This is a genomic window from Phenylobacterium sp. (genome assembly GCF_030680185.1).
Lineage (GTDB): Bacteria > Pseudomonadota > Alphaproteobacteria > Caulobacterales > Caulobacteraceae > Phenylobacterium.
On sequence record NZ_JAUXVZ010000020.1, the window covers coordinates 65,759 to 83,545 of the forward strand.

A 17,787-nucleotide genomic window follows, 5' to 3' on the forward strand; every position below is an offset into this window, starting at 1 on the left:
AGCGGCCCATGCCCGTACTGGATCTCAGCGAACTGCCCGCCCACCTGCCCCGTCTTGGCCCCGTCGTGGGCCTGGACCTGGGCGAAAAGACCATCGGCGTGGCGGTGTCCGACACCAGCCGCATGGTGGCCTCGCCCCTGAAGCTGATCCGCAAGACCAAGTTCACCGCCGACGCCGAAGCCCTGTTCGCCCTGATGGAGGGCCGCGGCGCGGTTGGCGTGATCATCGGCCTGCCGGTCAATATGGATGGCACCGAAGGGACGCGCTGCCAGTCCAGCCGCGCCTTCGCCCGCAACCTGCTGCGGCTGCGCGACCTGCCCATCGCCTTCTGGGACGAGCGGATGTCGTCCATGGCGGTGAACCGCATGCTGGTGGATGAGGCTGACATGACCCGCGCCCGCCGCGGCGAGGTGGTCGACAAGACCGCAGCGGCCTGGATTCTCCAGGGCGCCTTGGAGCGGCTGCGCAACCTGGCGGACGCTGCGCCGCCGCCGTCCGAGGCCTGAACATGTGGACGGCGGCCACAGGCGCCTTGGCGAAGCGGGTCGCCCCCCTTAAGAGGGCGCTTTAATGAGCGCGCCCGAATCCGGTCTGATCGACGTCCTGGGGAAGACCTTCCCCTTTCCGAAGCGCCATTTCCTGTCGGTTCTGGATCTGAACCCCGTCGAGGTCAGCGACCTGCTGGACCTGGCCGACGGCTTTGTGGCCCTCAACCGCCAGACCTCGAAGAAGCTCGACCTGCTCAAGGGTCGGACTTTGATGAACCTGTTCTTCGAGAATTCCACCCGCACCCAGAGCTCCTTCGAGCTGGCGGGCAAGCGGCTGGGCGCCGACGTCGTGAATATGAGCCCAAGGGCCTCGTCGATCTCCAAGGGCGAGACCCTGATCGACACCGCCGTCACCCTGAACGCCATGCAGCCGGACCTGCTGGTGGTGCGCCACGCCTCGTCGGGCGCGGCCTCCCTGCTGTCGCAGAAGGTGTCCTGCTCGGTGATCAACGCCGGCGACGGCCAGCATGAACATCCCACCCAGGCCCTGCTGGACGCGCTCTCCATGCGCCGCGCCTTCGGCCGCATCGCGGGCCTGCGGGTGGCGATCTGCGGCGACGTGCTCCACAGCCGGGTGGCGCGCTCCAATGTCGGCCTGCTGCAGATGATGGGAGCCGAGGTCCGGCTGGTGGGTCCGCCGACCCTTATGCCGGCCGAAGCCGACCGATGGGGCTCGGAGGTTTATCACGACCTGCGCAAGGGCATTGAGGGCTGCGACGTGGTCATGATGCTCCGCCTGCAGCTGGAGCGCATGGACGGCGTGCTGGCGCCGTCGCAGCGGGAATATTTTCGCTTCTTCGGCCTCGACCGGGAAAAGCTGGCCTGCGCCGCCCCCCACGTTCGGGTGATGCACCCCGGCCCCATGAACCGGGGCGTGGAGATCGATTCCGAGGTGGCCGACGACCTGGCCGTCAGCCTGATTCAGGATCAGGTGGAGATGGGGGTCGCCGCCCGCATGGCGGTGCTCGCCGCCCTCTCGGCCCGACTGGATAACGACTGATGGCGCCCCGCCCCCTCGCCCTTCTGAATGCGCGTCTCGTCGATCCGGCCAGCGGCTGGGACGGCCCCGGCGCCCTGCTGGTCAAGAACGGCAAGATCGCCGAGGTCGCCTTCGGCGGCGACCTGGGAAGCCTGTCGGACGACATCGAGACCCTGGACACCCGCGGCGCCATGCTCAGCCCGGGGCTCGTCGACCTGCGGGTCAAGACCGGCGAGCCGGGCGCCGAGCCCAAGGAGACGCTGAAGTCCGCCGCCCTGGCCGCGGCCGCCGGCGGGGTCACCTCCATCGTCGTCCAGCCCGACACCTCGCCCGCGGTGGACGACCCCTCGGTGGTGGATTTCATCCTGCGCCGGGCCCGCGACATCGAGCTGGTCCACGTCTATCCGGCCGGCGCCGCCACCAAGGGCCTGGCGGGCGAGCGCATGGCCGAGATCGGCCTGATGCGGGACGCCGGCTGCGTCTATGTCACCGACGCCGACCGGCCGATCGTCAATTCCAAGGTCCTGCGGCGGCTCCTGGCCTATGCCAAGAGCTTCGGCGTCCTGGTCGCCCACCGCCCGGCCGATCCCTGGCTGGCGGCCGGCGCGGCGGCCACAGAAGGCGAACTGGCCGGCCGCATGGGCCTGCCCTCGGTCCCGCCCATCGCCGAAAAGATCATGCTGGAGCGCGACCTCGCCCTGGTCGAGCTGACCGGCGGACGGCTGCTGGTGGACCAGATCACCACGGCCTGCGCCCTGGAGAGCCTGGAACGCGGCAAGGCCCGCGGCCTGGACGTGACGGCCACCACCTCGATCAACCACCTGTCGTTCAACGAGGTGGACATCGGCGACTACCGCACCTTCTGCAAGGTCGATCCCCCCCTGCGCGGCGAAGACGACCGCCAGGCGGTGATCGACGCCCTGGCCTCGGGCCTGATCGACATCGTGGTGTCGGCCCATGCGCCGGCCCCTGCCGAGGACAAGCGCCTGCCCTATGACGAGGCCGCGCCGGGCGCCGTGGGGCTCCAGACCCTGCTGCCGGCCCTGCTGGCCTTCCACCATGAGGGGCGCATTCCCCTGATCGACCTGATGCGCACGGTCACCAGCCGGCCGGCCGAACTGCTGGGCCTGCCCGCCGGGCGCCTGGCCAAGGGGGCGCCCGCCGACCTCGTGCTCTGCGACCTGAACGCGCCGATGATCGTCGACCTGGCCGATCTGAAGTCCAAGTCAAAGAACTCGCCCTTCGATGGCCGCCGCCTGCAGGGGGTGGTCCGCATGACCCTGGTTGACGGCCGCGTAGTGCATCGCGCCAACTAGCTGAACCATTGTTGCCCGGCTCGACGACCGGCGCTATGCATGGGCGAACAAAACAGCAACGGCAGATCCTGGGCGTCGTGACACGCGAAAGCGACGCCGCCAGGACTTAGGGAAACCGGGGAAACAGATGCCGACCGACACCTTGAGCCTCGCGCTCATCGCCGCCGCCCTGATCGGCGGATACCTGCTGGGCTCCATCCCCTTCGGCGTCCTCGCCACCCGTCTGGGTGGGGCCGGCGACGTGCGCGCCATCGGGTCGGGCAACATCGGCGCGACCAATGTGCTGCGCACTGGCCGCAAGGATCTGGCCCTGATCACCGTGCTCGGCGACGGCGGCAAGGGCGCTATGGCGGTGTTCCTCGCCTGGATGATGACGCGGAACGGGCCGCAGAGCGCGCAGGCGACCCTCACCGCCCTGGCCGGCGGCGCAGCCTTTATCGGCCACATCTTCCCGGTCTGGCTGGGCTTCAAGGGCGGCAAGGGCGTGGCCACCTTCTTTGGGACGCTGCTGGCGGCGGCCTGGCCGGTGGGCCTTCTGGCCGGCGCCACCTGGATCCTGGTCGCCCTGGTCTTCCGGCTCTCGTCCCTGGCGGCCCTGACGGCGGCGGTGCTGGCGCCCATCTATGTGTTCGCCACCGACCGCCCCTATCCCATCGCCGTGCTGGCCGTGGTCATGGGCGTGCTGATCTTCGTCCGGCACAAGGACAACATCGCCCGCCTGCTGAAGGGCCAGGAGCCGAAGATCGGCGGCGGCAAGACGCCGGCGTCCCAGGACCCTGCATGAGCCCTGGCCTGACGCCCCAGGCCCGGCGCGACTGGTTGCGGCTGGCCCGCAGCGAGGGGGTCGGCGCGGTGACCTTCGACCAGCTGATCCGCCGCTACGCCGAGCCTGGTCGCGCCCTTGAGGCCCTGCCGGACCTGGCCCGACGGGGCGGACGCGCCCGGGGTCCCGCCATCCCCTCGACCGACGAGATCGAGGCCGAGCTCGCCGCCGGCGAAGCCCTGGGCGCTCAGCTCATCTGCGCCTGCGAGGCCAGCTACCCCCAGGCGCTGGCGGCCCTGGACCCGCCGCCGCCGGTGCTGTGGGCGCGCGGGGACATCCGCCTGCTCGACCGCTCCATCGTGGCCATCGTCGGCGCCCGGGTCGCCTCGGCCGCCGGCCAGCGATTCGCCCGCGGTCTGGCCGCCGAACTGGGACAGGCCGGACACGTAGTCGCCTCAGGCATGGCCCGGGGCATCGATGGCGCCGCCCATGAAGGGTCGCTGGAGCACGGCAGCATCGCCGTCCTGGGCGGCGGGGTGGACGACATCTATCCCCCCGAGCACCGGGATCTCTATCGCCGGCTGACCGAGCAGGGCTGCGTGGTGGCCGAGCATCCGCCGGGACGTCAGGCCCAGGCCCGCGACTTTCCCCGCCGCAACCGGATCATCGCCGGCCTGTCCCGGGCGGTGGTGGTGGTCGAGGCCGAGCTGCGGTCGGGCTCGCTGATCACCGCCCGCCTGGCCGCGGAGCAGGGCCGTGACGTGCTGGCGGTGCCCGGCTCGCCGCTCGACCCCCGCGCCCGCGGCGCCAACGATCTGATCCGCCAGGGCGCGGCCCTCTGTGAAGGCGTGGAGGACGTGTTGCGCGCGCTGGACACCTTCGACGGATTTCGGGACCGGGAACGCGCCTATGCGGGCCCGCCGCCCTGCGTGGTCACCGACCAGGCCCTGGTCGAAACCGTTGCGGCGCTGCTTTCGCCGACCCCGGTCTCGCGGGATGAACTGGTGCGCGCCTCTGGCCGTGACGCCGGCGCCGTGGCCGCAGCCTTGGTGGAGTTGGCCGTCGCCGGCCGGGCCGAGCTGCTGCCCGGCGGCCAGGCTGTCGGCGCGTGAGGCGCTCAGTCCCGGCCTGCCTGCGGGGGATCGGGGGCGCCGGCCGAAGCGCGAGCCGCCTCCAGGGCGGCGACCATCAGGGTCGTGGCCAGTCCGCGATAGCCCTTCACGGCGGCCAGTTCGGACAGGTCGCGGAGCATTTCTTCAATGAACACGGCGACCCTTTGGGGGGACGCGCCCGGCGGAAGAGGTTCGATCATTTCAGATATCTCTGCTATGCAAACAGTGGAGCTTGCGCACATGCGCTGTAAACCCATCATGGGTTGTGTTTGGGGGCGAACCTGCGGCCGGTTGACATCGCCCTACGCCCAAGCCCACCTTTCGCGCCTTTGTGTTCCGGGCTTTCCGCCCGCGTAGCCGTCAGTCAAAGCCCCATAAATGAACGTCGTCGTCGTCGAGAGCCCGGCCAAGGCCAAGACCATCAACAAGTACCTGGGCAGCGACTATGTCGTTCTGGCCTCGTACGGCCATGTGCGCGATCTGCCGCCCAAGGATGGCTCCGTCCGACCGGACGAGGACTTCGCCATGAGCTGGGACGTGGACGCCAAGTCCTCCAAGCGGCTCAACGACATCGCCGAGGCGATGAAGGGAGCTGACCGCCTGATCCTCGCCACCGACCCCGACCGCGAAGGCGAGGCCATCTCCTGGCACGTGCTGGAGGTCCTTCAGAAGAAGAAGGTCATCAAGGGGGCGCAGGTCCAGCGGGTGGTGTTCAACGCCATCACCAAGTCGGCCGTCACCGAGGCCATGAAGGCCCCGCGGGACATCGACATGGAGCTGGTCGAGGCCTATCTCGCCCGCCGCGCCCTGGACTATCTGGTGGGCTTCACCCTCTCGCCGGTGCTGTGGCGCAAGCTGCCGGGCTCGCGCTCGGCCGGGCGGGTGCAGTCGGTGGCCCTGCGCCTGATCGTCGACCGCGAACTCGAGATCGAGCGGTTCAAGACCCAGGAATACTGGACCGTCGACGCCGATGTGTCGGCCGGCGGCGACCCCTTCGTGGCCCGGCTGGTCAAGCACCAGGCCAAGCGGCTGACCAAGTTCGACCTGGGCGATGAGGCCGCCGCCGAGGCCGCCAAGGCCGCGGTCCAGGCCGCCAGCTTCACCATCGCCTCGGTGGAGAAGAAGCCGGCCAAGCGCTCGCCGGCCCCGCCCTTCACCACCTCGACCCTGCAGCAGGAGGCCTCGCGCAAGCTCGGCTTCTCCGCCCAGCGGACCATGCAGGCCGCCCAGAAGCTCTATGAGGGCGTCGATATCGGCGGCGAGACCGTCGGCCTGATCACCTATATGCGGACCGATGGCGTGCAGGCCGCGCCCGAGGCTCTCGACGAAGCCCGCATGGTGATCGGCGGGGTCTACGGCAAGGAATATGTGCCCGAGCAGGCGCGCATCTATCGCACCAAGGCCAAGAACGCCCAGGAGGCCCACGAGGCGATCCGGCCGACCAGCCTGGCCCGCAATCCTGGCTCCCTGCGCCTGGATGGCGATCTGGGCCGGCTGTACGAGCTGATCTGGAAGCGGATGATCGCCTCGCAGATGGAGAGCGCCCGCATCGAGCGCACCACCATCGAGCTGGAAAGCGCCGACGGCCAGACCGGCCTGCGGGCCACCGGCCAGGTCATCCTGTTCGATGGTTACCTGGCGGTCTACGAAGAGGGCCGCGACGACGCCGACGACGAGGAATCCGGCCGTCTGCCCCAGGTGACCCAAGGCGCCAGCGCCAAGGTCGCCGCCGCCCGCGCCGCCCAGCACTTCACCGAGCCGCCGCCCCGCTATTCCGAAGCCAGCCTGGTCAAGAAGATGGAGGAGCTCGGCATCGGCCGGCCCTCGACCTACGCCTCGGTGCTGACCGTGCTGCGCGACCGCGACTATGTGAAGATGGACAAGAACCGGTTCGTGCCCGAGGACAAGGGCCGCCTGGTCACCGCCTTCCTTGAGCAGTTCTTCCGCCGCTATGTGGAGTACGACTTCACCGCGGCCCTGGAGGAGAAGCTCGACCTGGTCTCGGCGGGCGAGCTCGACTGGAAGGTCCTACTGCGGGAATTCTGGCAGGACTTCCACGCCGCCGTCGGCGAGATCTCCGAACTGCGCGTCACCAACGTGCTGGACGCCCTGAACGACGCGCTGGGCCCGCACATCTTCCCGGACAAGGGCGACGGCGCCGATCCCCGCGCCTGCCCGACCTGCGGCACAGGACGCCTGTCGCTGAAGACCGGCAAGTTCGGCGCCTTCATCGGCTGCTCCAACTATCCCGAATGCCGGTTCACCCGACCCATCGCCCAGACCGAGGGCGACGAGGCCGACGCGGCCAATGGCGACCGGGAACTGGGGACCGATCCCGAGACCGGCCTGATCGTCTATCTGAAGAGCGGCCGCTTTGGCCCCTATGTGCAGCTGGGCGAAGGCGACAAGCCCAAGCGCTCCAGCCTGCCCAAGACTTGGTCGCCGGCGGCCATGGACCTGGAAAAAGGCCTGCGCCTGCTGCGCCTGCCCCGCGAGGTGGGCGCCCACCCCGAGGACGGACAGATGATCCTGGCGGGCCTTGGCCGCTATGGGCCGTTCGTGCAGCACAACGGCGCCTACGCCAATCTGGAGAGCATCGACGAGGTCTTCGAGGTCGGCCTCAACCGCGCCGTGGCGCTGATCGCCGAGAAGAAGGCGGGCGGCAAGGGCCGCCGTGGCGAGGCTGCGGCCCTGAAAGAGCTCGGCGCCCACCCGGCCGACGGCCAGCCGGTGCGGGTGCTGTCGGGGCGCTATGGCCCCTACATCAAGCACGGCGCCACCAACGCCAATGTGCCCCGCGGGGGTGATCCGCAGGAGGTGACCCTGGAACAGGCGGTCGCCCTGCTGGCAGAGCGCGAGGCCAAGGGCGGGGGCAAGAAGAAGCCGGTCAAGAAGGCCGCGGCCAAGCCCAAGGCTGAGAAGGCTGAAAAGGCGCCGGCGGCGAAGAAGACGGCGGCTCCGAAAGCTGCGGCGAAAAAGCCCGCCGCAAAGAAACCTGCGGCCAAGAAGGCGCCCGCCAAGAAAACCGCGGCCAGCTAAGCGCCATGGACCTGCCGGTTCGTGATTTCTCAGCCTCGGGCTACCGGTCGCTGCAGAAGATCACCTATCCGATGTCGCGGCTCGACGTGTTCGTGGGCACCAACGGGGTCGGCAAGTCGAACCTCTACCGGGCCCTGGACCTGCTCCAGGCCGCCGCCCAGAACCAGCTGGGCGCACGGCTCGCGGCCGAGGGGCTGGACCTGGCCATGTGGGCTGGCGCCCGCAAGGGCCGCGACCCGGCGCGGATCGCCCTGGCTGTTACCCTGGCGGCGCCGGGCGCCCGCGACACCGCCTTCCGCTACGAGGTCGAGGTCGGCTTTCCCCAGCGGGTGACGGCGGCGGCCTTCGACCTGGAGCCCCAGGTCAAGGTCGAGACCCTCACCTATCTGTCGGGCCAGCGGCGTTCGCGGCTGGTGGAGCGGCGCAACGGCTCGGTCATGGCCCGGGACGCCGACGGCCGGCCTGCGGACCTCGACATCGACCTGCTCAGCTCCGAGACCCTGCTGGGGCGGCTGGAAGACCCCGCCCGCTATCCGGAACTGGACGTGGTTCGGCGCACCATTCTGGAATGGCGGTTCTATCACGATGTCCGCACCGACGCGGATTCGGCCCTGCGCCGCCCCTGCGTCGCGGTGGCCGCGCCAACCCTGGCCTCGGACGGCTCCAATCTGGCCGCCGTCTTCGCCACCCTGGCCCACATCCGCGGCGACACCGCCGACCTCGACGCTGCGGTGAGCGCAGCCTTCCCGGGCGCCCGCCTGGACCTGCCGACGCCGTCGCGCACGGCGACCTTCGGCCTGAGCCTGCCGGAATTTCCCAATCGCGTCTTCGAGCCCGCCGAGCTCTCGGACGGCACCCTGCGCTTCCTGGCGCTGGCCGGCGCGCTGCTCGCCTATCGCCTGCCCCCCTTCATCGCCCTGAACGAGCCCGAAGCCAGCCTGCATCCCGACCTGATGGAGCCGCTGGCCGGCCTGATCGCCAAGGCCGCCGAGCGGTCCCAGGTCTGGCTGGTGACGCACGCGGAGCGGCTGGCCCAGGCGCTGGAGGGCCACGGGGTGGTGCGCACGGTCCGCAAGGTCGATGGGGCCACGACCATCGAGGGGCTGACCCTGTTCGGCGCCTTCCGCGACGATCCTGACGAGGACTGAGGGCGCACACGGCTGGCAACCCCGCAGTTGTGGAAGCCGACCAGCGATTCCCGCGTTAGAAGGGGCCATGGCCAAGCCCCGCTCCCCCCGCCCTGCCTCACGTTCGGCCTCGCGCCCGCCCCAGGGCATGCCCGACCGCGAGACGCTGCAGAAGTTCATCCGCGAGACCGGCGAAACCGATCGCGCCGAGCTGGCGCGGGCCTTCGGGCTCAAGGGGGTCGATCGCCGGGCGCTGCGCGAAATGCTGAAGGAGATGCAGGCCGAAGGCTTGCTGGGCCGCCGCGGCCGCAAGGGCGTGGCCGAGGCCGGCGCGCTGCCCCCCGTCGGCGTCGTCGATGTGGTCGAGCGCGATCCCGATGGCGACCTGCTCGTGCGCCTGACCAAGGGGGCGGAGGACACGCCGCTGGTCCATCTGGCGCCGGACAAGGCCGAGGTGGTGGCCGGCGCGCCGGGCCTGGGCGACCGCCTGCTGGTCCGCTTCGTCACCCTGGAGAGCGGCGAGACCGAGGCTCGGCTGATCAAGCGCCTGGGCCAGAGCGCCCACCGGGTGCTGGGCGTGGTGCGCAAGCATCGCCGCGAGGTCCGCGTGGAGCCTGTGGACCGCAAGTCCAAGGAAAGCCTGATCGTCTTCGACGACGGCCAGCTCAAGGACGGCGACCTGGTCCTGGCCCAGGTGGGCTCGGCCGAGCGCCACCACGGCCCCAAGCGCGGCAAGGTGCTGGAGGTGGTCGGCCGCGAGGATGAGCCCCGGGCCGCCAGCCTGATCGCCATCCACAGCCACGGCATCCCGACAGGCTTTTCCCATGAGGCCGAGGCCGAAGCCGAAGCCGCCAGGCCCCCGGAACTGGCCGGCCGGGAAGACCTGCGCGACCTGCCGCTGATCACCATCGACCCGGCCGACGCCCGCGACCACGACGATGCGGTCTACGCCCAGGCCGACGAGGACCCGCGCAATCCCGGCGGCTGGATCGTCTGGGTCGCCATCGCCGATGTGGCCGCCTATGTCCGGCCCGGCGGCGCGCTGGACCGGGAGGCCCGCGACAAGGCCAACAGCGTCTACTTCCCCGACGGGGTGGAGCCGATGCTGCCCGAGCGGCTGTCGAACGGCCTCTGCTCCCTGCGGGAGGGCGAGAACCGCGCCTGCATGGCCGTGCGCATGGTGTTCGACAGCCAGGGTCGAAAGCGCAGCCACAAGTTCGTCCGCGGTCTGATGCGCTCGGCCGCCAAGCTGGCCTACGAACAGGCCCAGGACGCCATCGACGGCCGCCCCGACGACAAGGCCGGCCCCCTGCTGGAGCCGATCCTCAAGCCCCTGTGGGCGGCCTATCTGACCATGAAGAAGGGCCGCGAGGCCCGCTCGCCCCTGGCCATCGAAAGCTCGGAGCGCCGCATCGTCATCGGCGAGGACGGCAAGGTCGCCTCGATTACGCCCCGCCCCTCCCTCGAAGCCCATAAGCTGATCGAGGAGATGATGATCCAGGCCAATGTCTGCGCCGCCGAGACTCTGGAGGCCAAGCGCACCCCGCTGATCTACCGCATCCACGATGCGCCGAGCCCGGAGAAGCTGGATTCCCTGGCCGAATTCCTCGGCTCGATCCAGGTGAACTGGTCCAAGGGCGAGGCGGCCCGCACCGACCGCTTCAACCGCCTGCTCGACCTGACGCGGGAGGGGCCGAACGCCGAGATCGTCAATGAGGTGGTCCTGCGGACCCAGATGCAGGCCCACTATTCCACCGACAATATCGGCCACTTCGGCCTGAACCTGGACCGCTACGCCCACTTCACCTCGCCGATCCGCCGCTATGCCGACCTGATCGTCCATCGGGCCCTGGTCAGCGCGCTCGGCCTCAACCTGCCCGGCGGCCCCGATGGCCTGAGCGACTGGGACATCTCCCACATGAAGGCCACGGCCGAGGAGATCACCCACGCCGAGCGCCGCGCCATGGCCGCCGAGCGCGACGCCACCGACCGCTATGTGGCCGCCTTCCTGGCCGATCGCGTGGGCGCGACCTTCTTGGGCCGGATCACCGGGGTCACCCGGTTTGGCCTCTTCATCCGCCTGGCCGAGACCGGCGCCGACGGCCTGATCCCGATCTCGAACCTGGGCGATGAGTTCTTCATCCACGACGAGAAGATGCACGCCCTGATCGGCGAACGCTCCGGCGCCCGCTGGCCCCTGGGCATGAGCGTCGAGGTCAGGCTGCGGGAGGCGACCCCGATCACCGGCGGCCTGCTGTTCGAGATGCTGAGCGAGCCCGCAGCCCCCGACCCCACGGCCCCACGGCCGCGCCTGGGCATCCGCCGCAAGGCTGGCCGCCCGCCCCTGCCCCGACAGGGCGGCAAGCACCGGCGGCGGTAGGGGGCGGTAGCGCGCTCGTCGCCAAGCTGACGTTGGTTTCCGCTAGGCGCCAGCTCAAGACATTGAGTGTGAGGCTGAAAGCGGACTCAATCGAATGCCCGCCTGCGTCACTAGCGGCGCGCGTCCGGTGCCCGTCGCTCAAACTGCTGAAGGCGTTCATCGAGTGGCTGAGGATTCGTCGCTCGATCAACGCGGGTACAGGCACGACCGATCCTCTCCGCCGACGAAATATGGACCGACGATCCTGACATTGTCGGATAGTCAATGCTTTTAGAATTGACATTGTCGGACGGCGTGCCATCGTTGTGGTCATGCGCGACGACATCCACAAGCGAGTCCCAGTTTCGCAGGCCATGAGAGCAGTGCTTCGCGGCTGCATGCGTTCGGCTGACAGGCAACAACCCGAACTCCTGATAGCTAAGGCTGCAGCAGCTCTAACGAAGGACGTCAGGGCGAACTTGGACGCGGCCCTTTCTGGAGTGATTGCAGCCGAAGCTAACGAGCCGGGCCTCTTCGGCTTTGAAGGGGTAAGTGCTGCGCCGCGTTCTGCGCTGCAGACCGAGGTGATCATCCTGCTCAACAACAACCAAGCAGCAAATCTCGGAGACGCCCTGAAGGCCGCCTTGGCAAGTCACATTACCAGTGTCGTCTCTGAGACCAACGCCTGCATGATCGCAGAGGGCGTCCACCGATCTGAACGACAGGAGGTGATTGCTACGCTGAGCTCGGTGCTCGCCGAGGCTACTAGCCCTGCTGTCGCCACCTATCTCCAGGGCGAACGCCCGCCTGCGCCCGCAAAGATTCAACTCGATGATCTCCTAGTACTCGGCCCACGAGCCTCCGGATTCGAGCGATGAAGCAGATCATCCGCATTGTTGGGCAGTCGGGCTCGAAGCAACCAACCGAGCCGCTGCTCGCCGTTCTTGGCGAGACGATCCGAACGAACCCGGTGCCGATTGCGAAACACTGCCTAAACGAACTAGCCCCTGTAAGCGAGGACTTGGCGACCATAGTCGAGGCCGTGGCACTGGCGGATCGATGCCAGACTCGACTGCTCACCCAGGGATGGGCAAGACGGCTTGCCCTGAGCATCCCCGTGTTCGAGCAAGCGCTCTTCTCTCGAAGTGGTGTGACAACTGCCTTGGCGGATGCCCTGGGCTTTCTGACTGGGGACGCTTGGAGCGTCGAGTTCATCAAGCGTACAGATGAGCCGATCAAAGAGCGGTACTTGCCGCTCTCCGACGATCCCCCCCGCTTTGTTGTACCGTTCAGCGACGGACTAGACTCGTTTGCGCAGGTAGCCTTCCTAACGAAAGAGTTTGGCGACAAGGCCGTCCTTCCTTTTAGGGCGGGGAAGCTTCAATCGGGACGCGCAGGAGGCCAGTTCCTGCAGGTCCCCCGGAGATTCTACGCCGGGCATCCGCGGGAGAAATCCTATCGGACCAGGCCGTTCGTCTACTTCACCCTCGCCGCCGTCGCTGCAGCGACCGCGAACGCGGAGGCAATAGTAATTGGCGAAAACGGACAAGGTGCCTTGGGGCCATCGTTTGCCCGATTCTACAACGAATGGCCGTTTCGCAGCACTCATCCAGCGTTCATCGCGCTCCTGAGCGCCTTCCTGTCGCTGGTTTTCGATCGCAAGATCGAGTTCAAACAACCGCAACTCTGGAAAACCAAGGGCGAAGTACTCGCCGAGCTACGGGACAAGGATCTAATCGCGGGCTTTGAGGCGACTCGGTCGTGTTCGCTAAGGCCCTACCAGAGGAGAAAACGCTGGGCGTGCGGGTATTGCGGCGGATGTGTCTTGCGCCAAAGCGCGCTGGTCGCGGCCGGCATGGGCTTCCAGGATGATACCGCCTTTGACCTTCGTGATGCGGAGTTGAGGCTCAAGGCGCGCTCGGGTGCGTTCGAGAATTTCACTCGGAACGAAATGGAGATTCTAGCGCGGGCAGCCTCATCGATGGCTATTTTCGCGGAAATGGCGATAACGAACGACACGCGTAGCCGCGTCACGCTCGAAGCAATCGACATCCCCGACATGTCAGCCGATCAGGCGGACACGGCTTTCAAATCTCTGTTCCTTCGGCACCGGGCGGAATGGGGAGGACTTCTAGATGCGTTGCCTTCTAGTGCTTGGCTGCGCAGAGAGTTTGAATACCAATGAACCCAGGCCAGATCGAACCACACGTTCTAGGGGAACGGCTCCGGATTGCTAGGTCGGGCGTAAATCTCACCCAGGAGGCTGCAGCAGCACAACTGGGTATGTCCCGCCCCACGTTGGTCGCGATCGAGAAGGGGCAACGCCGTGTGCGCCCTGAGGAACTGATCGCTTTCTCTAAGACCTATGCGACTTCGGCAGGGAAGCTGCTCGCGAGCGACGCTGTTCACGTTGACCTGTCTGCAAAGTTTAGGCGGCTGGAGAGCGAGGGAGAGGTACCGACGGTCTCGGACGCAGTTCAACTCCTCAACAAGCTGGCGACGGGGGCTGTAGAACTTGAGCGGATCCTGGGAGCAGAACTGCAAACCGACTATCCGCCGCCACTTCGAATTGCCTCTAGTGGCTACCTCCAGCAAGCTGAGGATGCAGCCGTAGCGTTCCGCCAACGGATGGGCATTGGCCTTGGCCGTGTCGGCGATCTCTTTACTTCTCTTGAACTCGACATGGGCATCCGTGTGTTCGCCAGGGGGCTTCCGGACAGCTCACTTTCAGGCCTGTACGCCTACGATCCCGCCGTAGGAGCTTGCATTCTAGTCAATGCAAACCACCCTCGCCGTCGCCGGCTTCAAACGTTGGCACACGAAGCGGCTCACTTCGTCGCCGATAGATCACTTGTTGATGTTCTTGACGAACGGCCGACGCCCCTGACTGTCGAAGAGAGGTTTGCCCGACGATTTGGCTACGCATTTTTGATGCCCTCGGCGATGGTTCGGCAGAGGTTCGACGCCTTGCTTATTCAACGGAAGGGCGTCGACGTTAAGGGACTGATCCTTCTTGCCCACCAGTTTGATGTGACCACCGAAGGCATGTGTCGGCGACTAGAAGAGTTGGAACTGTTGGCGCAGGGAGCATGGGCATCCATAAGGGAGCGAGGCTTTAGTTCAACTATGGAACGCGAAGTCCTTGGCGACGCAGAGCCTGCCTCTCGCCCACCGTTGGTATCCCCTCGCCTAGCCTACCTAGCCGCGCGCGCCTTAGCGGACGGTATCCTTAGTGAGGGCCAGGTCTGCGAACTACTCGTGTTGGACCGAAGCGAATTGTCCGGCGTGGTTGAACCGTTCTGCGAGGTCAGCTGACCTAATGACGGCTTTCGAACCGCGCGCCCTCGTCTTGGACACCAGCGTGTGGATTAACCTGCTCGCTACCGGACATGCCTCTGCGATCGTGAAGGGGCTCGCTTGCCCAATCGCCGTCCCCGAGCAGGTCCTCGGCGAGCTTAAGCTGGATCCCGTTACGCGCAGGCCATTTGTCGGCGACATCCATCCAGCACTCCAAATCCCGATGGTTGAGCTCGTGTCGCTAGGCGGGGACGAACTTGATATCTTCGTCGAACTGGTGTCCGCAGACGCCCCGGACAGGCTCGGAGATGGCGAAGCTGCTTCAATAGCGATCGCGTGGAAACGCCAGCTTCAGCTAGGAATAGATGAAAAGAAGGCAAACCGCCTACTTCGAGAGCGGTTTAGCTCGATACCGGCGTTCCGCTCAACGGAACTATTGGCTCATCCCTCTATAGCTCTGGAGCTCGGGCACGCTACCGCATCTGATTGCTACGAGCGTGCCGTTAGGTACGGACGAATGCATATCGTTCGGAGTCCAGCGGATTAACGCCTCCGTTGAACGGTGCGTGGGGAAGCCTCACTTAGCTGGAACCAAAGCGGCACCTAGTTCGGCCTTAACGCCGATCACTTGCCAATTCCTAATCCAAGCGATGATGCCGCTTAGAGGACTCAAACCCGAGACCTAATGCGGCGTCGAGCAGACCTTCCCTCAGAGTGTCTTCGAACCCAATTCGGTCGCGTCACCTAGGCGAGAGTGACACCCCAAAGCGGACGTCGCCGTAGACCGCCTTGAGCCCAACTGAACCGCACAGCACTTGGGCGCCCGTCCTCGTCACGTCATAGGCCCTTCCCCAACGTCATGCTTCCTCAACGTCCCTCGGCGGTCATACAGTTGTTTCATGAGCGAAGCAGAGATTCCCCGCCGTCCTGAGGGCGGGCGTATGCGCCCCGAGGGCGCCCGAGCCGTGAAGCCGCGGGATGCAGCCACCATCATCCTGGTCCGCCGGGACGCCGCCAAGCCGCGGGTCCTGATGGGCAAGCGCAACAGCGGCCATGACTTCATGCCCAATCTCTGGGTCTTCCCCGGCGGGCGGATCGATCGGGCGGACTTCCGCGCCCCCCACGCCACCGACCTGCGCCCCGAAGTCGCCGCCAAGTTCGACCGTCACATCAAGCTCGGCCGCGGCCGGGCCCTGGCGCTTGCGGCCATCCGCGAGACCTTCGAGGAGGCGGGCCTGCTGCTGGCCAAGCAGGCCCCGCCACGGCCCGGCGTCGGCCCCTGGCGCGACTTCCTGGCCCAGGGCGCCCTGCCCGACCTGGAGGCCATGGAGATCATCGCCCGAGCCGTGACCCCGCCCATGCTGGCCAAGCGCTTCGACACCTGGTTCCTGATGGCCGACGCCGAGCGGCTGATCAGCCTGGACCGCCAGCCCGATTGCGGCGAGCTGGAAGAGATCGCCTGGGTCGATTTCGACGATGCGCTGGGCCTGGAGCTGCCCATGGTCACCCGGACCATGATCAAGGAGGCGGTGCTGCGCCTGGATGATCCGGAGCGACCCTCCCCCTATATGCGTTTCGGTGTGAAGGGCCATAAGGTCGCCCATCTCTGACACCCGCACTGGAGTTCGCATGTCCGATCGGCCCAAGGTCGCCGTCATCGTCGGCAGTTTCCGCCGCCATTCCGTGAACCGGCGCCTGGCCGAGGCGATCGCCAAGACGACGGCGTCCAAGCTCGACCTGCAGATCCTCGACTATGGCGACGTGCCCCTGTTCAACCAGGATCACGAGGCCGGCCCGCCGGCGGCCGTCGTGGCCTTCAAGGACGCGATCAAGGCCGCCGACGCCGTGCTGTTCGTGACGCCGGAATACAACCGCTCCATGCCCGGCGTGCTGAAGAACGCCATCGACTGGGCCTCGCGGCCCCCAGGCCAAGGCGTCTGGTCGGGCAAGCCCGCCGCCATCGCCGGCGCCAGCCCCGGCGCGCTGGGCACGGGGGCGGCCCAGGTGGACCTGCGCAACGTGCTGACCGCCATCAATGTGGCTGTGATGGGCATGCCGCAAATCTATTTCGTCCATAAGGACGAGCACTTCACCGAAGACGGCGGCTTCGCCGATCCCAAGTTCCAGGCCTTCATCGAAAGCTGGGGCGACAAGTTCGCCGCCTGGATCGCGAAGATGAACGGCTGAGCCGATGGCCCTCTCCGTCGATCGCGTCGAGACCGCCGGCCCGCGCAATGTTCTCGGTCCCCGGCACCAGAACCGCCTGATCATCGCGCCGCAGGAGCATGGGCCCTACAGCCCCTTCCTGTTCCTGGCCGAAGACTGGTTCGCCCCGCCGGCCGGCTTTCCCGCCCATCCCCACCGGGGCATGGAGACGGTGACCTTCATCCTCGAAGGCCAGATGATCCACGAGGACCACACCGGCGCCCACGGGGAGCTGGAGGCCGGCGACGTCCAGTTCATGACCGCCGGCGGCGGGGTGATGCATTCGGAAATGCCCGGCCCTGGCGGCGTCCATTCCCTGCAGCTCTGGCTGAACCTGCCGGCCGCCCAGAAGATGAGCCCGGCCCGCTACAGCGACCAGCGGGCCGCCGAGGCCGCGCTGGTCACCGGCGAGGGCTATGAGGCGCGGCTCTATGCCGGTCGCCTGGGTCAGGCCGAGCGGCCTCACGGCAGCCTCTGGCCGCTGGCCTTGATGGATCTGCGCCTCGACGCCGGCGCGACGCTGGACCTGCCCCTGCTGAAGGGTTGGCGGGGTTTTGTGCTGATCCTGCAGGGCGAGGCCCAGGTGGGCGACGGCCAGATGCCCGTCCGCGCCGACCAGCACGCCTGGGTCCACGCCCGCGAGGCCGACGATGTCCTGGCGCTCAACGCCACGACCCCCGCCCGCGCCCTCTTCTACGCCGCCCCCGTCATCGACGAGCCCGTGGTCGCCCACGGCCCGTTCGTGATGAACACCGTGGAGGAAATCCGCCAGGCCTTCGCCGACTATCAGAGCGGCCGGCTGACCACAGCTGGCGCTTAGATCAAGCGCTCGGCCTTCGCCGCATTGACTTTGGTCTGCGGATTCGTATTGTCCGCGGCTCATTCGAAATGACTGCCGGGGAAGCGCGCTTGCCCGGCCCCGCGAGGACCGACCATGGCGAAGCCAGCTTCCATCAAGATCCGCCTGAACTCCTCGGCGGACACCGGCTTTTTCTACGTGACCAAGAAGAACGCCCGCACCAAGACCGACAAGCTGGTCATG

17 protein-coding genes are annotated in these 17,787 nt (G+C 67.4%); 16 read left to right on the plus strand and 1 reads right to left on the minus strand.

Annotated features, from left to right (window positions below; all coding sequences use genetic code 11):
• Positions 1 to 8 precede the first annotated feature (8 nt).
• From ruvX to dprA, 5 genes are all read left to right on the plus strand, one after another.
• On the plus strand, positions 9 to 506 hold the full coding sequence (gene ruvX, locus Q8L83_RS03950; RefSeq protein ID WP_305284851.1) for a Holliday junction resolvase RuvX: 498 nt from the start codon (positions 9 to 11) through the stop codon (positions 504 to 506).
• Positions 507 to 570: 64 nt separating this feature from the next.
• Entirely contained in the window at positions 571 to 1,548 is a 978-nt protein-coding gene (locus tag Q8L83_RS03955; protein ID WP_305284853.1) for an aspartate carbamoyltransferase catalytic subunit, read from the plus strand.
• Positions 1,545 to 2,843: a dihydroorotase gene (gene pyrC / locus Q8L83_RS03960; RefSeq protein WP_305284876.1), complete on the plus strand. Its 1,299-nt coding sequence runs from the start codon at positions 1,545 to 1,547 to the stop codon at positions 2,841 to 2,843. Before Q8L83_RS03955 ends, pyrC begins: the two co-directional genes overlap by 4 nt.
• A gap of 127 nt (positions 2,844 to 2,970) precedes the next feature.
• The gene (plsY, locus tag Q8L83_RS03965; protein WP_305284854.1) at positions 2,971 to 3,627 is read left to right on the plus strand and encodes a glycerol-3-phosphate 1-O-acyltransferase PlsY; all 657 of its coding nucleotides are present in this window, start codon (positions 2,971 to 2,973) and stop codon (positions 3,625 to 3,627) included.
• Positions 3,624 to 4,718 (plus strand): DNA-processing protein DprA, encoded by a 1,095-nt coding sequence (dprA, locus tag Q8L83_RS03970; protein WP_305284855.1) that lies wholly within the window; start codon positions 3,624 to 3,626, stop codon positions 4,716 to 4,718. The genes plsY and dprA overlap by 4 nt, the downstream gene beginning before the upstream one ends.
• Before the next feature lie 5 nt (positions 4,719 to 4,723).
• Here the strand turns inward: dprA and Q8L83_RS03975 are convergent, their stop codons facing one another.
• Positions 4,724 to 4,873, minus strand: coding sequence for a hypothetical protein (locus tag Q8L83_RS03975; protein WP_305284856.1), 150 nt, complete (start codon positions 4,871 to 4,873; stop codon positions 4,724 to 4,726).
• 223 nt (positions 4,874 to 5,096) lie between these two features.
• Here Q8L83_RS03975 and topA point away from each other — a divergent pair, with 223 nt between their 5' ends.
• From topA to rpmG, 11 genes are all read left to right on the plus strand, one after another.
• Positions 5,097 to 7,757, plus strand: a complete 2,661-nt coding sequence (gene topA / locus Q8L83_RS03980) for a type I DNA topoisomerase (protein WP_305284858.1) — start codon at positions 5,097 to 5,099, stop codon at positions 7,755 to 7,757.
• Positions 7,758 to 7,762: 5 nt separating this feature from the next.
• Positions 7,763 to 8,905: an AAA family ATPase gene (locus tag Q8L83_RS03985; RefSeq protein WP_305284859.1), complete on the plus strand. Its 1,143-nt coding sequence runs from the start codon at positions 7,763 to 7,765 to the stop codon at positions 8,903 to 8,905.
• A 67-nt stretch (positions 8,906 to 8,972) separates the two neighbouring features.
• A complete protein-coding gene (rnr, locus tag Q8L83_RS03990) occupies positions 8,973 to 11,264 on the plus strand; it encodes a ribonuclease R (protein ID WP_305284860.1) in 2,292 nt (763 codons plus the stop codon).
• Between the two features lie 311 nt (positions 11,265 to 11,575).
• The gene (locus Q8L83_RS03995) at positions 11,576 to 12,121 is read left to right on the plus strand and encodes a hypothetical protein (protein WP_305284861.1); all 546 of its coding nucleotides are present in this window, start codon (positions 11,576 to 11,578) and stop codon (positions 12,119 to 12,121) included.
• Positions 12,118 to 13,428 (plus strand): 7-cyano-7-deazaguanine synthase, encoded by a 1,311-nt coding sequence (locus Q8L83_RS04000; protein WP_305284863.1) that lies wholly within the window; start codon positions 12,118 to 12,120, stop codon positions 13,426 to 13,428. The genes Q8L83_RS03995 and Q8L83_RS04000 overlap by 4 nt, the downstream gene beginning before the upstream one ends.
• Positions 13,425 to 14,558 carry an XRE family transcriptional regulator gene (locus Q8L83_RS04005; RefSeq protein WP_305284865.1) on the plus strand — a complete coding sequence of 378 codons (1,134 nt, stop codon included), beginning with the start codon at positions 13,425 to 13,427 and terminating at the stop codon, positions 14,556 to 14,558. The genes Q8L83_RS04000 and Q8L83_RS04005 overlap by 4 nt, the downstream gene beginning before the upstream one ends.
• A gap of 4 nt (positions 14,559 to 14,562) precedes the next feature.
• Positions 14,563 to 15,087, plus strand: coding sequence for a hypothetical protein (locus Q8L83_RS04010; protein WP_305284866.1), 525 nt, complete (start codon positions 14,563 to 14,565; stop codon positions 15,085 to 15,087).
• A gap of 352 nt (positions 15,088 to 15,439) precedes the next feature.
• On the plus strand, positions 15,440 to 16,150 hold the full coding sequence (locus tag Q8L83_RS04015) for an NUDIX domain-containing protein (RefSeq protein ID WP_305284867.1): 711 nt from the start codon (positions 15,440 to 15,442) through the stop codon (positions 16,148 to 16,150).
• A 19-nt stretch (positions 16,151 to 16,169) separates the two neighbouring features.
• Positions 16,170 to 16,727: an NADPH-dependent FMN reductase gene (locus Q8L83_RS04020; protein ID WP_305284868.1), complete on the plus strand. Its 558-nt coding sequence runs from the start codon at positions 16,170 to 16,172 to the stop codon at positions 16,725 to 16,727.
• A 4-nt stretch (positions 16,728 to 16,731) separates the two neighbouring features.
• A complete protein-coding gene (locus Q8L83_RS04025; RefSeq protein WP_305284869.1) occupies positions 16,732 to 17,565 on the plus strand; it encodes a pirin family protein in 834 nt (277 codons plus the stop codon).
• A 114-nt stretch (positions 17,566 to 17,679) separates the two neighbouring features.
• Positions 17,680 to 17,787: 50S ribosomal protein L33 (rpmG, locus tag Q8L83_RS04030; protein WP_300578279.1), on the plus strand; the 108-nt coding region annotated here is incomplete at its 3' end.

Bases quoted from the DNA above. Each gene is read 5' to 3' on its own strand.
- ruvX (WP_305284851.1), top strand. From the start codon at position 9: ATGCCCGTACTGGATCTCAGCGAACTGCCCGCCCACCTGCCCCGTCTT.
- Q8L83_RS03955 (WP_305284853.1), top strand. From the start codon at position 571: ATGAGCGCGCCCGAATCCGGTCTGATCGACGTCCTGGGGAAGACCTTC.
- plsY (WP_305284854.1), top strand. From the start codon at position 2,971: ATGCCGACCGACACCTTGAGCCTCGCGCTCATCGCCGCCGCCCTGATC.
- dprA (WP_305284855.1), top strand. From the start codon at position 3,624: ATGAGCCCTGGCCTGACGCCCCAGGCCCGGCGCGACTGGTTGCGGCTG.
- topA (WP_305284858.1), top strand. From the start codon at position 5,097: ATGAACGTCGTCGTCGTCGAGAGCCCGGCCAAGGCCAAGACCATCAAC.
- Q8L83_RS03985 (WP_305284859.1), top strand. From the start codon at position 7,763: ATGGACCTGCCGGTTCGTGATTTCTCAGCCTCGGGCTACCGGTCGCTG.
- rnr (WP_305284860.1), top strand. From the start codon at position 8,973: ATGGCCAAGCCCCGCTCCCCCCGCCCTGCCTCACGTTCGGCCTCGCGC.
- Q8L83_RS03995 (WP_305284861.1), top strand. From the start codon at position 11,576: ATGCGCGACGACATCCACAAGCGAGTCCCAGTTTCGCAGGCCATGAGA.
- Q8L83_RS04000 (WP_305284863.1), top strand. From the start codon at position 12,118: ATGAAGCAGATCATCCGCATTGTTGGGCAGTCGGGCTCGAAGCAACCA.
- Q8L83_RS04005 (WP_305284865.1), top strand. From the start codon at position 13,425: ATGAACCCAGGCCAGATCGAACCACACGTTCTAGGGGAACGGCTCCGG.
- Q8L83_RS04010 (WP_305284866.1), top strand. From the start codon at position 14,563: ATGACGGCTTTCGAACCGCGCGCCCTCGTCTTGGACACCAGCGTGTGG.
- Q8L83_RS04015 (WP_305284867.1), top strand. From the start codon at position 15,440: ATGAGCGAAGCAGAGATTCCCCGCCGTCCTGAGGGCGGGCGTATGCGC.
- Q8L83_RS04020 (WP_305284868.1), top strand. From the start codon at position 16,170: ATGTCCGATCGGCCCAAGGTCGCCGTCATCGTCGGCAGTTTCCGCCGC.
- Q8L83_RS04025 (WP_305284869.1), top strand. From the start codon at position 16,732: ATGGCCCTCTCCGTCGATCGCGTCGAGACCGCCGGCCCGCGCAATGTT.